At 32.3% G+C, this 16,267-nt stretch carries 15 protein-coding genes and 2 pseudogenes; 5 read left to right on the top strand and 12 right to left on the bottom strand.

The genetic code is table 11. The features are described from left to right. Positions 1 to 563: 563 nt before the first annotated feature. The 8 genes and pseudogenes from ACKI42_RS03580 to ACKI42_RS03545 form a co-directional block, all read right to left on the bottom strand. Positions 564 to 755, bottom strand: a pseudogene (locus tag ACKI42_RS03580) (RHS repeat-associated core domain-containing protein); the annotation flags it as partial. A gap of 4 nt (positions 756 to 759) precedes the next feature. Further along, complete coding sequence (locus ACKI42_RS03575) at positions 760 to 1,305, bottom strand: hypothetical protein (RefSeq protein ID WP_407402528.1); 546 nt, start codon at positions 1,303 to 1,305, stop codon at positions 760 to 762. Then, the gene (locus ACKI42_RS03570; protein ID WP_407402649.1) at positions 1,283 to 2,011 is read right to left on the bottom strand and encodes a JAB-like toxin 1 domain-containing protein; all 729 of its coding nucleotides are present in this window, start codon (positions 2,009 to 2,011) and stop codon (positions 1,283 to 1,285) included. The genes ACKI42_RS03575 and ACKI42_RS03570 overlap by 23 nt, the downstream gene beginning before the upstream one ends. Further along, positions 1,987 to 2,173: pseudogene (locus tag ACKI42_RS03565) on the bottom strand (RHS repeat-associated core domain-containing protein); the annotation flags it as partial. The pseudogene ACKI42_RS03565 and the gene ACKI42_RS03570, both read right to left, overlap by 25 nt. A 3-nt stretch (positions 2,174 to 2,176) precedes the next feature. Further along, positions 2,177 to 2,692 (bottom strand): hypothetical protein, encoded by a 516-nt coding sequence (locus tag ACKI42_RS03560; RefSeq protein WP_407402526.1) that lies wholly within the window; start codon positions 2,690 to 2,692, stop codon positions 2,177 to 2,179. Between the two features lie 3 nt (positions 2,693 to 2,695). Further along, positions 2,696 to 3,040: a hypothetical protein gene (locus ACKI42_RS03555; RefSeq protein WP_407402524.1), complete on the bottom strand. Its 345-nt coding sequence runs from the start codon at positions 3,038 to 3,040 to the stop codon at positions 2,696 to 2,698. Positions 3,041 to 3,268: 228 nt separating this feature from the next. Further along, complete coding sequence (locus ACKI42_RS03550) at positions 3,269 to 4,336, bottom strand: RHS repeat domain-containing protein (protein WP_407402522.1); 1,068 nt, start codon at positions 4,334 to 4,336, stop codon at positions 3,269 to 3,271. Positions 4,337 to 4,623: 287 nt separating this feature from the next. Beyond that, the gene (locus ACKI42_RS03545) at positions 4,624 to 6,432 is read right to left on the bottom strand and encodes a hypothetical protein (RefSeq protein WP_407402520.1); all 1,809 of its coding nucleotides are present in this window, start codon (positions 6,430 to 6,432) and stop codon (positions 4,624 to 4,626) included. 278 nt (positions 6,433 to 6,710) lie between these two features. On the opposite strand from ACKI42_RS03545, the gene ACKI42_RS03540 reads away from it, so the two are divergent. From ACKI42_RS03540 to ACKI42_RS03525, 4 genes are all read left to right on the top strand, one after another. Continuing rightward, positions 6,711 to 8,279, top strand: a complete 1,569-nt coding sequence (locus ACKI42_RS03540; protein ID WP_407402518.1) for an NAD(P)/FAD-dependent oxidoreductase — start codon at positions 6,711 to 6,713, stop codon at positions 8,277 to 8,279. A gap of 389 nt (positions 8,280 to 8,668) precedes the next feature. Then, positions 8,669 to 9,070, top strand: coding sequence for a hypothetical protein (locus ACKI42_RS03535; protein ID WP_407402516.1), 402 nt, complete (start codon positions 8,669 to 8,671; stop codon positions 9,068 to 9,070). Positions 9,071 to 9,382: 312 nt separating this feature from the next. After that, positions 9,383 to 9,715 (top strand): YegP family protein, encoded by a 333-nt coding sequence (locus tag ACKI42_RS03530; protein ID WP_407402514.1) that lies wholly within the window; start codon positions 9,383 to 9,385, stop codon positions 9,713 to 9,715. Between the two features lie 79 nt (positions 9,716 to 9,794). Next, a complete protein-coding gene (locus ACKI42_RS03525; protein WP_407402512.1) occupies positions 9,795 to 10,241 on the top strand; it encodes a phosphohydrolase in 447 nt (148 codons plus the stop codon). 36 nt (positions 10,242 to 10,277) lie between these two features. Here the strand turns inward: ACKI42_RS03525 and ACKI42_RS03520 are convergent, their stop codons facing one another. From ACKI42_RS03520 to ACKI42_RS03505, 4 genes are all read right to left on the bottom strand, one after another. Further along, on the bottom strand, positions 10,278 to 10,994 hold the full coding sequence (locus ACKI42_RS03520) for a DUF2490 domain-containing protein (protein WP_407402510.1): 717 nt from the start codon (positions 10,992 to 10,994) through the stop codon (positions 10,278 to 10,280). Positions 10,995 to 11,574: 580 nt separating this feature from the next. Further along, complete coding sequence (locus ACKI42_RS03515) at positions 11,575 to 11,799, bottom strand: hypothetical protein (RefSeq protein ID WP_407402508.1); 225 nt, start codon at positions 11,797 to 11,799, stop codon at positions 11,575 to 11,577. Between the two features lie 610 nt (positions 11,800 to 12,409). Beyond that, complete coding sequence (locus tag ACKI42_RS03510; protein WP_407402506.1) at positions 12,410 to 12,577, bottom strand: hypothetical protein; 168 nt, start codon at positions 12,575 to 12,577, stop codon at positions 12,410 to 12,412. A 73-nt stretch (positions 12,578 to 12,650) separates the two neighbouring features. After that, positions 12,651 to 12,818 (bottom strand): hypothetical protein, encoded by a 168-nt coding sequence (locus ACKI42_RS03505; protein WP_407402504.1) that lies wholly within the window; start codon positions 12,816 to 12,818, stop codon positions 12,651 to 12,653. Between the two features lie 450 nt (positions 12,819 to 13,268). On the opposite strand from ACKI42_RS03505, the gene uvrA reads away from it, so the two are divergent. Further along, the gene (gene uvrA / locus ACKI42_RS03500) at positions 13,269 to 16,070 is read left to right on the top strand and encodes an excinuclease ABC subunit UvrA (RefSeq protein WP_407402502.1); all 2,802 of its coding nucleotides are present in this window, start codon (positions 13,269 to 13,271) and stop codon (positions 16,068 to 16,070) included. Positions 16,071 to 16,267: the final 197 nt, after the last annotated feature.

The following is a 16,267-nucleotide window of genomic DNA, read 5'->3' as shown; positions in this document are numbered from 1 at the left end:
TGATTAACAATGGTTTCCGAAGGAGAACCCGATGCACGTGGCGCAATAAGTTTAAAACCATCAGCTCCATATTTAACGTGGTCTCCATCATCTCCACCTGTAGAGTCTTCTATATGAGATTTCACTTCGTGATAAATTGCTTCTGCCAAATCATAATTACTATATCCAACTGTTTTCGAGTTACCTTCATCATCTGTACGAGTTGCATTATACCTTGAATCACTTGCTTCTTCTTTAAAATAGTTTTCATTTAAAGATACCAAATGAACTTTTTTATCTCCTGATTTAGATATATCTAAATTATTGAATTCTGAGGAATTTGCATACCCTTCAGGAATTGAAACCTTGCCATCCTTTGCAAGCCCCATAGATTTGACATCATTAATAGCCTCTGCTACAGTGGAAGAACTTGTGCCGAAATTTTTGGAATTAATATAAATATCGTCTGTCTTACTGGTTCCATACTTATCCCATATTCTTTTACCTTCAGTAGTTTTATAAAGTATATCTTTTGATGCTTTGAAAGACCCATTTGCAGTTAGGATAATAATATCTTTTGGGGCTCTTCCATCTGGGTCGGTGTATCGAATAGGATTATTGAAACTATAACTGTATGGCGACCATCTTCTCATCTTCTCCGCCAACGGATCCACGACACCCCATCTCCCAATAGCGGGCATATAAAATCTTGCGCCATAATCATACATTCCCGTCTCTTGGAGTTCTTTGCCGTTGTACTTATATTGATTAAATAAACTATCATTCTCTTTGCGGTAGTGGAGGCATCGCTTTTTGCATAGGGGGATCAGCAAATAAATTATTATAATAATAACTATTGGTAGGAATCTGAACTAGTTTTCCTTTAATAAGTTCGTACATATAAAAGCAAGGGATTCCTGTACTAGTATAATTATTTTTATATAAGTCTAATTGGGAGTTTTTTTTAATAACTCTTTTATTTTCATCATCACTATATTTCAGAATTTTTTCGAAAAATTCTCTGTTATATAAGACTATAATATGATTTTTACGCTCTTTAAGCATAAATAATGAGTCGGTAATAAAAATATCTTGAGCTGATATTTGTATAAATTCCTTTTCATTGTATTTTTGATACCTAATTGCTACAACTCTGTCCTTTTTACAATTTGCAGAATCTATAAATGAATCAGCTTTATCATAAATCTTTTCTTCCAATGTTTGAAATTTTTTAGGAGAAGATAAAATTTCTTTTTCCTTTTTACAGGAAGAAAGGAATAATATTATTAGTATAAAACCTATTTTATTTAGACTTTTTGCTACCATAAACTCTTTTAAGTGATTTTAAAAATTGAGCATTAAATGGTTGAGTACTACTCGTATTCTGACCTGTTCGGGTTATCTCAATCATTCTATTATTGTCATTAACTGTAAAAAATCTAGGAAAACCTAATTCCTTACTCGCGTAATTTCTAAAGATTTCATTCATGCTAATTTTATCCCATCCCCATTGATTTCCAATATTTTTGTAATCTAAACCTTTTGATCCATCATGATTATGAACCGACCAAATCAAATTATCATTCGAAAATCTATTCGACTTAATGTGAGAACCATCTATATCATGCATAGTTGCAATTTGAAAATTATCCTGCCCATCAACGTTATAATTCGCTAAAGAAAATTCAATTCCACTATTAGTATTATTATCTAAAAAATTATAAACATTGAAAGCTTCGTTAAGATTTTGATTAAAACCTTCTGAAAAATATGGAGTTGTAGATTGTCCAAATATTCTAGGACTTAGGCTTACTCCTTCACTTAATCCACTGATAATAGAACCGTCACTTGGTTTATCTTTTGCAACAGTTATACTTCTATTTTTATCTATATTCCCTCTGCTATCAGTTGCTAAGAGTGTATCAGATCTATCTTTCTCATTGTCATCTAATAGATTTACACGTTGTACTTCTCCATTTCTTAATAACTTATAATCCGTTTCAGGTGCTCTCCCATCAGGATCAATAAACATAATCGGGTTATTAAACGCATAATTATAAGGACTATGACGAGTCATTTTCTCAGCTAGCGAATTAACTACACCCCATCTACCAATAGCGGGCATATAAAATCTTGCGCCATAATCATACATTCCCGTCTCTTGGAGTTCTTTGCCGTTGTACTTATACTGGTACAACTATTTTGGCAGAGGTGGTGGGTCAGGAATTTTAGAATCCAGCAAATCTCTAGAAAATTTATGATAGGGAATTTCTACAAAATTATTTTTTTTCATTAATTCCTTCATACTGTAAAAAATTTTGTTTTGTTTATCATTTAATATGGATGTTGTAAAAAATCTTTCATGATTTTTATTATCGATGAAAAATTTTAATTTTTCCATTTCACCATCTTGTGGAAAATTGAAAATAATAGTGTCACCAAATAACAGTTTTACTTCTTTTTTATATTTGTTAAAATTAATTTTTTCTTTTCCTGCATAATATTTATAGGAAGTAAGTTTCGAGAAACCACCTCCATTAATTATTTCTTTACACATATAAACAGAATCATTGCCATTTACAATTATTCCAATTCTTGGCTGATTTGGATTCATTGGAATACCAGTTGTTATTTCTATGTATTCATTTGTATTTGACTGACATGAAATGATCATGGTTATAATACAAATAAATAAAATATTTATGATTTTCATACTTTATTTTTTTTCTGTATCACGATGAATAAGCTTTCCATCTTTTGCAACATTAATATATGATCCATTAAAATTCCACATATTTTGTTTAATCTGAGAGTCTCCCAACTTAAGTTTTAAAGCTTGATTTGCTTGTTTCAAAATATTGAACCCTTCTTTTGTATAAGTATTTACTTTATTATTAGTTGGGTCTTTTAGATATTCTACCTGCATGTAATAGTGTTGACCATGTTGTGAAGACCATGTATCATATTGTCTATATGCTTTGGGAATACTACTTGAATTTTTATAGCCGTCATCATCTAAATCCAATGCATTAAGATCAGCATGCAAAAAGGATTCATGCACAATATGCTCTAATGTATTAAAAAATTAGCTTCCTGAATCACCGAATGCTTTTCTTGAAATTAAAATGTCCACATTTGCTCTATCACCTTTCATTTTTCCTCCCGTTTCACTTCCTGTATTATCATCAGTCATTACTCCATAAGATAAATCTATACCTTTATCATGGAATTCATCATTAGCTTTAGCTTCAAAAATAGTTTTCCCTCCATATTCAACTTTTTGCCCTTTCTACATATATTTGGATAAAAAAGATTGTCCCTCTTTTGTTTTAGCGAAAAAGACAAAAGCTTTATACTGTTCTTCATTACCTTTCTTCATTATATTACTTAAATCTAATTGCATTCCATCAGGATCTATATAAAGAATAGGATTGTTTGCAGTATAGTTAAAAGGTGAAATATTAAAATATTTCTCCGCCAGCGGATCCACAACACCCCATCTCCCGATATCGGGCATATAAAATCTCGCCCCATAATCATACATCCCCGTCTCTTGGAGTTCTTTGCCGTTGTACTTATAATGATAGCTTGAGTTTCCAGCAAGTATATTATACCCACTATGTCTTAAGCCAAATGGATAGTAATTGTTTTCATCAAGAACTTCTACACCACTACCGTTATAAAAGTAGCTCAACCTTACATTTCCTAAATGGTCTGTATAATTGTAAATATACTTATTTTTATCAAAATCAAAATATCCCTCACTTGTTGGATAAAACTTCAAAACCATTCCTGTATCAGACGGATTCTGCGCCGTATTCATTTTGGTATATCTTTGCTGATATTGAAATCCATCTAAATATTCATTTATTGAATATTTCTGCATGTATGGGCTTACATCGTCAACTCTAGTATAATATTTAATACCATCCGCTCGATATTTATAATTATGCTTTTGTCCTTCTTGATCCAAATATGGAAACCCTCCTCCAGTTACCGCATCAACAAATGTTGAAAGATTAAAATAATTATACTTGATATTAGAAATATTTTTATCTTTGTCATCAGTCATATTTCCGTTTCCCGTCAAAGCATTGTTATCATATTTGATAATTTGCGTTGTCGAAAAATAAGGATATCCTGAAGGATTCTGCTGCTCATCGGTAGCTTTTGTAAGTCTGTTTCCAGTGTAATCATATTTCAGATTGTCAATAGCTAATGCAGTTGTACTTCCCAGTAATAATTGCTCCGATCTTTTCAGTCTTCTACTATTACCATTGATATCATATTCCATCTTCTCATAGTATTCTTTAGAACTTTCAATTTCTTCTTTTTGATAAAAACCAGCTTTTTGCATGCTGAGTCCGTCATAGACATAGCCGTATCTTTTTAAAGGATCATTTTCCTGTATGGAAGTTCTCCAGTCTACTTCCGAAATATTTCTGTTGAACTTTGGAAGTACTTTTAATGTCCCGTTTAAAACATCAGGAGTTTCCAGACCTTCTCTCTCTCGTTGTATTTGATTTTATATCCAAGTAGATAATAATTTATTTTTATTATCAAAGTTTAAAAATAACGTAAAAACACATTAATAATAGCGGCTATATATAAACACTACCCAAAATATGAGTAGTGTTTATATTTTTATTTTGTTAAAATCGGAATTTCTATCTGTTCAACTGTTAGCTGATGATGTAAAAGCTGTCCGTTTATATAATGCAACTCGTCTCTAAAATAAGATGAATTATTAAATAGATTTTTGTAATATCCGATACCCTCTAAAAGGTTATTCTTAAACAAATTCCACTTTTTTATTTGTGCAGCTGATGGATTTCCAGAGAGATTTATTATTTCTTTTTGAAGATGGGTTACATACATTCTCAATTCATTAATAAACATATTTGGCCTATTCTCCTCAGAAAGCACATTTTCGTTCCCATAGATATGTTTTACCATGCTAGCCAATGATACTTCTTTATCAAAATAGGCTAAATTGGGCCCAGGACAAACTACTACGCCTTGCCTTTCTCCCTTTACTTCAATATTATTTTCTATATAACATGCATTTACCAAACCTACACATAAGCATGCTTTCTCAGTAATTTTATGATACTCGGTATTATACTTTTCTGTTGACAACTTATTTTTTTGAATTTCTAATTCGTTTCTCTTAATGTCTTGATATTTCTTTGAAGCAGTACATAATCCTTGCTCAGAGTATTCCTTACTTAAAGCCAATAATTTTTTAGGGCAAGAGCTTCCAAATTTATTCTTATCTGCATTTTCTTGCCGAATTCTATCATTAGAAGTTCCTCGAACTGTATTAAATGGTATACCAAGTGGAGATAGATTACTTAAATAAAAATCTTGTTCCTTAGATTGTGCAAGTAAATTTCTTGTTTCATTATCCATTGAAGTTGCTTCTGGCACCAATAAAAATGGAGAACCCCAACCAACACTATCTGCTTGATAATTTTCTAATAAAAATGCGTGTTCATTTGCAGTACCAACACCACCTTGAACAGTAATTTTCATTTCTAAGTAGTCGGTAGGAATAATTTTTCCCTTTTGCTCTAGAGATGAAATCATCAGTTGGTGTGCAGATTCTATCAGTTCCTGTTTTTTTTGTTTAAATTCTTCCATGATTGGTCCAAGCAACAAACCTTCTGTAGCAAAAGCATGTCCACCACAATTTAGCCCTGACTCTACACGGTATTCTGAAACCCAAAGTCCTTTTTTAGCAAGAAAATTACCTTGTATCATTGCAGAACGGAAATCACTAACTTTTAGGATTATTTTCTTTTTAATTTCGCCAAATTCATTAGGAAAAAAATCATCAAACTCTTCTATATAACTGTACAACCTAGGATTCATACCCGCCGAAAGTACCATTGATGAGGCGATTCTGCTTTTAGCAAAACCTCGAAGAGAAGCGTGCGCATCGTTGTAAATAATTGGTAACTGCTCGGATTTTTTGTAATTATCCTTATCCACTTTTGTCATTATATTAACATCAATACTTCCTGGAACGAGATTCTTTTCAATAAAATGTTTTATCTGACAACCAAATAGATCACCCTGTTCCGAAATTTGCTGCAGCCCTAGTTTAATCTCAGAAGTATTGGGTAAAATACTGATAAAATTCTTTAGAGCTTCTCTATTTTTGGAAATTTCTGTCTTAAATGAAGAAAATTTCTGATGGACAATTTCATCCATCATATCCAGATAATCTGTAATTCTTTTAGCACGATAATCTTCCACTTTAGTAGAAATATCTTGATAGTTTAAATTAAATTTTTTATTGTAAAAGTTTTTCATCTTTTCAATAATTTCATCATCAATAATAGAAACCACTGAAGTGATACCAAACTGTGCCAAACGAATTGGGCTATCGATTGTATAAGAAAGTCCCATCACGGGAATGTGGAAATTGTGCAAAGATTTTTTAGTCATTATTTAAATTAATATATAGTGTCTTCTCGCTCTAGCGAACGAGAGTTTAAATAATCTGAAAAATCTATCCCTTCATAATTCCCAATAGAAGGTTTAGTGCAAAACTATAGGTTTTTATTGTATTACGCAATAGCGAATAGATCTTACTATTATGTTTGTACGTGTCGTCATTCGATGAAGGTAATTATCAAAATATAGGCAATATATCATTACAATAATGATCGTATTATTTATTGATTTAATTTAAATTTGCAAAATATAATTTTTAGACACTATCTATGCCTCAAAACGTCACCATACGCTTGTCCCCAAACGAAGCTGCGAACGAGAAAATCCTTATCAAGCGTCTTGCAGATGCAGCAAAAACAAAACCAGAAAACATCAACGCCTACCAGATTGTTAGAAGATCTTTGGATGCTAGAAGTAGAAATATCGTAAACCAACTGCAAGCTAACGTTTTTATAGGCGAAGATTTTTATGATGCCTTCAAATTTAGTCCCAACTTGCAAAATGTAGCCAATGCACAAGAAGTGTATATTGCGGGTGCTGGGCCTGCAGGCTTATTTGCTGCTTTAGAATTGATAGAACAAGGATTAAAACCCATAATCCTAGAAAGAGGAAAAAATGTAAGAGATAGGCGTAGAGATCTTGCTGCAATGAACAAGGAAGGAAAAGTAAATCCAGAATCCAACTATTGTTATGGTGAAGGTGGTGCAGGAACTTATTCGGATGGAAAATTGTACACACGTTCTACTAAGCGCGGAAATATTTTGAAATCCTTGCAATGGTTTGTGTATTTCGGTGCTACAGAACGTATCCTTCAAGAAGCCCATCCGCATATTGGCACCAATAAACTTCCCGGAATTATTGCAAATATGCGGGAAGCAATCATAGAATGCGGGGGAGAAGTATTATTCGACACCAAATTGACTGATATAATTCTTGAAGGTAATACCATAAAAGGCATAGAAACAAATTATGATACCATCATCAAGACAAAATCTCTGATTTTGGCTACGGGGCATTCTGCAAGAGATATATTCAGATTATTAGATAAAAAAAAGATTCTCATAGAAGCTAAGTCATTTGCTCTCGGGGTGAGAATAGAACATCAACAAGAACTTATAGATGCATCGCAATACCATTGTCCTATAGGCACAAAAAGAAATGAGTTTTTACCTCCCGCATCTTATTCATTAGTGTCTCAGGAAGCAGGCAGAGGTGTATTCTCATTTTGTATGTGTCCGGGTGGTATCATTGCTCCCGCTTCCACAGACGAAGGAGAATTGGTAGTAAATGGATGGTCTCCCTCTAAGAGAGACGGACAATTTGCTAATTCTGGTATGGTGGTAACTGTAGACGAAACAGATTTTGCAAAATATGGTTTCACAGGCCCTTTAGCAGGTATGCAGTTTCAACAGATGGTAGAACAAAAAGCTTGGAAAGTTGGTGGAGGAAGCTTGAAAGCTCCTGCACAAAGAATGACAGATTTTGTCTCTAGTAAATTATCAACAACACTCAATGATTGCTCTTATCTACCAGGACTTACATCAGGTTTACTGAGTGACGTATTACCTATAGAAGTATATCTTTCATTACAAAGAGGTTTTCAATCTTTCGGCAGAAAAATGCCAGGATATTATACGGAGTATGCTAATGTAGTTGCTACAGAATCTAGAACATCATCACCTGTAAGAATTCCTAGAAATAAAGAAACCTTGGAGCATATACAAATAGCTGGATTATATCCTTGTGCAGAAGGTGCAGGATACGCTGGCGGAATTATCTCAGCAGCTATGGATGGATCCAAAGTTGCCATTGCTGTCAAGAATTTTATGTACAAGTAAAAGACAATTTTATGTACAGTATAGTTCACAGATGAAAAGTCTGTGATTTTTTTTGGCAAATTCAAAAAAATGCATGAATTTTCATGAATATTTTTCGTCATTTTATAAAGATAAAAGAACAACTTTCGCAATTGTAATTTTAGCATGTTTAGTGGCAAACTATTTGAAGCAAAAATATCAATAATGACACTCATAGGATAAGGAGACCCTATTTTATGCAAAATTATTTTTAAATTTATTACCGTAAAAATACATACAATTATATATTTTTTTCATAAATTTAATGATTATAAGGTATAACGTAATAGCATTTGAAATTGCGTTTACAAATTATTTCGAAAACACACTTCAACAAATGACAATTTTAATTAAAAAAACACAAAAAAATTATGGAAAACACATCAAAATCATTCAAAAGTAACACAAAAAGTGAGTTATTAAATCTTGAAAATCAATTTTTAGTTAAGAAAGACGTAGAATCTTATGTATTTCTCGAGCAGGATGATCAGCCTTTTGTCTCTAATTGGGATTCTTTAGATATTGCTCTACAATCTATAGACAATGGCAATCTATCTGAAGACAAAATTGGAGAATTGATAGAATCTCTATACATTATGCTCTATGATGAAGTAGAAGCTGATAAATTGAAGGATGCTATAAATGAATCCCAAAGACAAGACAAAATTTTGCATTTGATTTCTGAGTTGAAAAACAGAAAAAAATTATTGCTAAAATGCGATGATTATGTTTCAGATTATCTTAAAAGTAGAATATACTCTCTTTTATTCTAATTTTCAAAATAGTATTAAATAATTTAAAAACATATCGTAAAAGCTTCTTGCAAAATAGAAGCTTTTGTGATACTTTCTACTATCCACGATTATATTTCGGATTACGTAAATTTTAATTTTAAAGTCTAAACTAATAAGAATTTTCTGTATAAATTCTTAATCAATAAATTCTGCAATGAATACTGTAGTTCAAATCCCAACTATAATATTTGAGGTTACTTTTGAAAATTTTCTATAGTTATTAGCTTAAGAAAGATAATGTGAGAAGATAGTTATTCGCTAAAAAAAACACACAAACACGCAATACAAACGATGAGTACATTTATTATTTCTAGAAGAAAAGAAGGTGAATATCTTTTTAGTTTTAAAGATAAATATGGTGAAACAATACTAACTAGTGAAATATACCCCTCTACAATTTGCTGTAAAAATGCTGTACAGTCAGCAAAAAACAGTTCTTTGGATGAAAACAAATTTGAAGTTAAAAGCAATTCATCAGATCAATTTCATTTTTACCTGAAATCCAATTGTGGAGAAATAATTGGAAAAAGTCCTTATTTTAAAACGAAACAAAGTCTACAATCTGGCATAGAATATATGAAAAGAATTGCTGGAGATTCTTCCGTAGAACAAGAGAATTACTAAAAATCATACAATAAATAAAACGTAAGAATGCCATATTATATAATGGCATTTTTTTACTTTTGTACTATATATTCTTATTATGACGAAGGAAGAGCTTTTGTACAAAGCAATAAAAATAGCTGACAAGGCACACAAAGGACAAAAAGATAAATACCACGCACCCTATATCGCACACGTAATGCGAGTAATGGAATATGGTAAAACAATGGACGAAAAAATTGTTGGAGTTTTGCATGATGTAGTAGAAGATCATCCAGTAGAATTCAGCTTAGAATTCTTGAGAAGTGAGGGATTCCCAGAACATATTCTATACGCAATCAGTTGCCTTACCAAATATAATCCAGACGAGAATTATGACGATTTCGTAAAACGAACAGAAAGATCTCCATTGGCAGTTGCTGTAAAATTGAATGATCTTCGTGATAATATGGATATAAGACGTGTTAATAGAGAGCTCTCCCCAAAAGACATCACAAGATTCAACAAATACCTTAAAGCCTATCGCTACTTATCAGAAAAATACTAAAATTATTTTTTCAACCTTGTAAGAATATTTTACAATTTAATCGGCACCAGGAAAATCAAATGTTTTTGTTTCATTTTTCGTTCCATCAATATTTATATTGAGTGCGAAATAAACGAAATGTAAATTTTTATTACCTTTAGCTTCGAATTCTCTTTGCCACAGATAGCCGCCTGCAACACCGAAATTATCATCTATTTGATAACCCAAACCACCATATACTCTATTTCTAGCAAATGTGGGTTTCATTGGGCTTACAAAAAAAACTTCGTCATATACATTAGTAAATATAGTACCCGGTTCTACACTTTTCGCATTTAGAGGCACAGTGATATTCAATCGGTATCGATATCGCATTCTTTGAGAGTCTTCATTGTTTTGAGGATCATGAAACCAAGATTTTTCTACCCTAAAACGATTTTCAAATTTTACTATTCCTTTTTTAAAATCTATAACATCTTGTATCCAAACACGAAATTCTTCTTTGCTAATACTGTGATCTTTATAAGTAGCATATCTCCCAATACCTATAAATGGTTTGTGATTTGATGTGAGGTAATATCCCAATCCTCCTTTGACCTCATAGTAATCTGGATATGTATAATCCTCAATGCCCCTCAATTGTCCCTCTACATTGATAAAGAATTTAGGATGGAATTTATAAGTAAGTGTAAGGGAATTAAAACTCGAAATATGCTCTTGAGCTTTTACTACCATCATCCCTGCTAATAAGCTTAAACCTAATATAAGTTTCATGAAAAAATTTTGACAAAAATAATAGATTTAACAATTAGGCAATATTAAGTTTACTTAACATTAACATTGTAGTTGATGCCAATAAGAAACCATCTTTTCGTCTTAGGAATCTCTAAAGTTTTTTCAAATTGAGTATATGTCAAATTATTAATCAAAGTATGTATAGAAAAAAAATTTGCTTTGTAAGATATTTTTTCTCAACCACATATTAACTGCCTAAGTTTAGTCTTTTCAATGAATTAGTATACCAATCCATTGGTAAAATTTTGAATAAATTGAATATGAACCTACCCTACAAATTGATGCTTACTATCATCTAATACATACCTAGAAACTTGGTTGTTATTATTGTTAACAAGATTGTCCAGATAAGAATATCACAAAGTATATTTCAGCCGATTTTTTGCGTTATGCGATATTTCAACTTCTACTCCTTTTACTTCTATAATTCCTATACTTTTTCATACCATATAGAATCATCCAATAAAAGCTTCATCCAATCTATAGAATTTTTAGAAGTTAGAAAAAACCCGCTGTGTTTTTCATGCCAGCTATTATTTTTAAATTGATATCCTAATTCCTAAGAAATTGCATTTTCGGGTTGCAAATTTTCATTGCCTTGTTCTGTTATACTGCTATAATATAGATCAGCAAATGTATGAACACGATAAACCTTCGATCTGTTACCGTATATTTTATGAGGTCCCCCAATAGTCAAATCAGGATAGAAAAAATATCCTGCATTAGAATATTTAGCCCAAGAAATATCTGGTGTAATGATTATTGTCTTATAGAAAATATTCAAATTATGTGCAAAGAATAGTTATGATACAAACCGTTCTCTATCGCCCAAATTCGTATTAGTCATAAAATCTCTCCTGAGTGTACACCCAGCCCAGTGACTGCCCAGTTAGAAAAATAACTGTTGTTATTTCTCCACCTACATTATTCCCAATATACATATTTCTATAGATGTCAGGCTTTTCTCTCTTGCATAAATACATATCTTACCCTCTTAGCCAATACATATTAAGATTAAACTGCTGATGCGCTATACTTACTATGGAAGCCTGCAATTCTTAGTACTGATCTATTGCATTGGGATAAGAATAAAAAACAATTGGCATCGAATTTCTTTTCGAAAATACCAGATTGCAGATTTGTACTCCCTTTTTTAATAGAAAATTGGCTTTGATAAAAGTCTTTTCTAATTTGAAAATCTGTGTTGTATCTCTACCCTTCTGATGCGGAAATATTAGTTTGAAAAGATTGAGATAATTGATCATTCCCAAAATCTGCATGCAATCCTATACCATATGAAAAGTAGTCTCCTACCTCAAAATTAATATTCTGTCCGAGATGAGAATTTGTTATTATATCGATGCGCCGGCATATGCATTATGTCCAAATCTCCTTTATGCAGGTCCTTTTATGAATCCGCAACGTTCTACGTTATCTAGATTTATTGTTAAATGAAGAAAATTATATCCCGTCTGAGAATCGTTCATTATCTTACCATTGAGATGTGGTAATACCCGCTCTGAAAAACTAATTCGGAAGTTTACCTCACTTTTGTACGCCATTACCACGTCTCTTTCTAATATTCATACCCGTAATTTGCTAAAGTACGATCGTCAATACTTTTTGACGGAAAATTTACAAGTCTTTTTTGGTAACGACCATAATATTTTGATTGGCATTTTTGTAAGGAGTATACGAAAATTTAATTTGAATAGCTACAGAGCCTATATTAGAAATATTTTCTTGAGCTTGAATAAGTACTACTTGCGAAAAAAATATCGTACACCAATATTTACTTATCATAATTAACCCTTGTTTTTTAATGAATGAAATACTGCCTATAGTATGCTAAAATTACAAGAGTTTTAGAGATGAAAAATATGAGTGTTATCAATAAAAAAGACACAAAAAAAATGTGTCTTTTGGGAAGTATAACAATGTTACTTCATCTTTTTTTCATTAAATGTGTAATAAAATGTTTCCAAAATGTTTTCATATCATTACCTATTTATACTGCAAGTTTAGCAAAATATTTTTCAAAAAACAAGAAAACATTAGGATATGGATTTATTATCTTAAGCATAAACTAAAAAAAGTCCATTTCATGATACTGATGTCTAGAAAATGTAAATATTCTACATCTAATTTAGCTTGATTGTATGAATATCTTTGACTCATGATCAAAATATTTTAGATTAAAAATCGTTACTTTTTTAGCCTAAAATTTCGTAATTTTGAGGTCTCAATTTTACTATGACACCAACGATAAAAATAGATATAAAAAGCCAGATTTTTGTAAAAAACGCGCATCTTAACAATCTGAAACACATTGATGTATTGCTTCCGAAGAACAAATTGATAGTGATCACAGGAGTTTCGGGGAGTGGAAAATCTTCTTTAGCATTTGATACCATTTACGCCGAAGGACAAAGACGCTATGTAGAAAGTCTAAGTTCTTATGCAAGGCAATTTCTGGGCAAACTAGAAAAGCCAAAAGTAGACGACATTAAAGGTTTGGCACCATCTATTGCCATCCAACAAAAGGTTATATCGTCTAATCCGAGATCTACTGTAGGAACTTCTACAGAAATCTACGATTATATAAAGTTATTGTTTGCCCGAATTGGTAAAACCTATTCGCCGATATCTGGAGAAGAAGTAAGAAAAGATAGTGTATCAGACGTCATAGATTACATCAAAGCAGCAGGCAAAAATACAATCTTCATGCTTATGTCTCCGCTAACTTACGATAGAGATAATTTTCAAGAAAACTTAAATGTTCTAAAATTAGCAGGATTCACCCGATTAGAAATTAGTGGGAATGTAGCAGGGATAGAAGATTTGGAAAGTTTTGGTTTTGTACCAGATAAGGATTTGTTGATCAATCTTGTGATCGATAGATTTGCCTATGAAGAGGATGAAAATTTCTTGCAGAGGCTTGCCGACTCTATCCAAATGGCGTTCTACGAAGGACAAGGATATTGCTACCTAAAGGATATCGAAACTAATACCACTAAAGAATTTAGTAATAAATTTGAATTGGATGGTAGAGAATTCTTAGAGCCAAACGTTCATTTTTTCAGCTTTAATAATCCCTATGGTGCATGTCCTACTTGTGAAGGATATGGTAAGATAATGGGTATAGACGAGGATTTGGTCGTTCCCAACAAGGCACTTTCAATTTTTGAAGATGCTGTTGTCTCATGGCGAGGAGAAACCATGAGCGAGTGGAAAAAAGATTTCATCAAGAAAACTAAAGATTTCCCAATCCACAAACCTTATCACCAACTTACTAAGGAGCAGAAAAATCTGATTTGGAAAGGTGATGGAAGCAAAAATTTCCCTTCTCTGAATAATTTTTTTGTCATGCTTGAAGAAAATCTTTACAAAATTCAGTATCGTGTAATGTTGTCCAGATTTCGAGGCAAAACTGTTTGCCCTATATGTGAAGGATTGAGGTTGCGAGAAGAATCTTCTTGGGTTAAAATAGATGGACACAATATCCAATCTATGATAGAACTTCCTTTGGACGAATTGCTACCGAAAATTAAAAACTTTAAACTCTCTAAGCACGATCAAGAAGTTGCTAAAAGATTATTATACGAAATCACAACGCGTATAGAATTTTTGCTAAAAGTAGGTCTAGGATATCTTACTATTAATAGAACTTCTAATACGCTGTCTGGAGGAGAGAGCCAAAGAATAAATCTCGCAACAAGCTTGGGAAGCTCGCTCGTAGGTTCTATTTATATTTTAGATGAACCATCTATAGGTTTGCACTCTAGAGATACAGAAAACCTAATTGAAGTACTCATAAATCTCAGGGATCTGGGTAATACCGTAATCGTAGTAGAACACGATGAAGACGTGATGAAAGCTGCTGATTATATTATAGATATAGGACCAGAAGCGGGATATCTCGGTGGCGAATTGGTTTTTGCTGGAGATTATCATGAACTAAAAGATGCAGATACACTTACATCAAAGTATCTTACTGGAAGATTGGAAATTGAAATTCCGAAAAAAAGAAGAAAAGGTAAAGAATGGATTCGCATAAAAGGAGCTAGACAAAATAATCTTAAAAATATAGATGTAGATATCCCACTAGAAAGTCTGGTAGTAGTTTCTGGAGTTTCAGGAAGTGGTAAATCAACATTAATGAAAGAAATACTTACCAACGACATCCAAATTCAATTGGGAATGGCTGGTAAAAAGGGTGATTACGATTCTGTAGAGTTTCCAACCAAACTGATAAAAAATATAGAGTTGATAGACCAAAATCCTATTGGAAAATCCTCTCGTTCGAATCCTGTTACTTATCTGAAAGCTTACGATGACATTAGGGAATTGTTTTCTAAGCAAAAGATGGCCAAAATGATGGGTTATAGGCCCAAACACTTTTCTTTCAATGTAGATGGAGGACGTTGTGACGAGTGCAAAGGCGAAGGCGTGATCAATGTATCTATGCAATTTATGGCGGATATAGAATTGGAATGCGAACATTGCAAAGGCTCTCGTTTCAAATCTGAAATATTGGAAGTTCGTTTTGATGAAAAAAGCATTTCGGACATTCTACATATGACCGTAGATGTGGCATTAGATTTTTTTAAAGAAAATAAAGAAGAAAAAATTGTTACCAAACTTAAGCCATTACAAGACGTTGGTCTTGGCTATTTGCAGTTGGGACAAAGCTCTTCTACACTTTCTGGTGGTGAAGCGCAACGTATAAAATTGGCTTCTTTCTTGGTAAAAGGCGTAAAAACAGATAAGACGTTATTTATTTTTGATGAGCCTTCTACAGGCCTACATTTTCATGACATCCAAAAATTATTGGTTTCCTTGCAAGCCCTCATTGAACTTGGACATTCGGTGATTGTTATCGAGCATCAGCCCGATATTATGAAGACGGCGGATTACATTATTGATATTGGACCAGAAGCTGGAAAATACGGCGGAGAAGTGGTATTTGCAGGTACACCAGAAGATTTAGCAAAAAATAAAGTTTCGCATACAGCAAAATATATGGCAGAAAAGCTGAGTCAAGCAAAAAAGTAAAATCAACTTATATTTTAATTCAGCGCAGCTTTTATTGGCTGTGCTTTTGTGTGCATTGAAGTGAATTCCTTTAAAATAAATTTAAAAATAACATATTCCTATCAATTTCAAAAAAAAAATCTTTTAAATTAGATATAAAACTCCAAGACAATTAATAATTAAAAACTTACAGATATTAGCGAAGAAAAACTTCTTCA

The organism is Chryseobacterium sp., assembly GCF_045629545.1.
Taxonomy (GTDB): Bacteria; Bacteroidota; Bacteroidia; order Flavobacteriales; family Weeksellaceae; genus Chryseobacterium.
The sequence above is the reverse complement of the archived record's forward strand: the minus strand, read 5'-3'. Positions and strand labels throughout refer to the sequence as shown.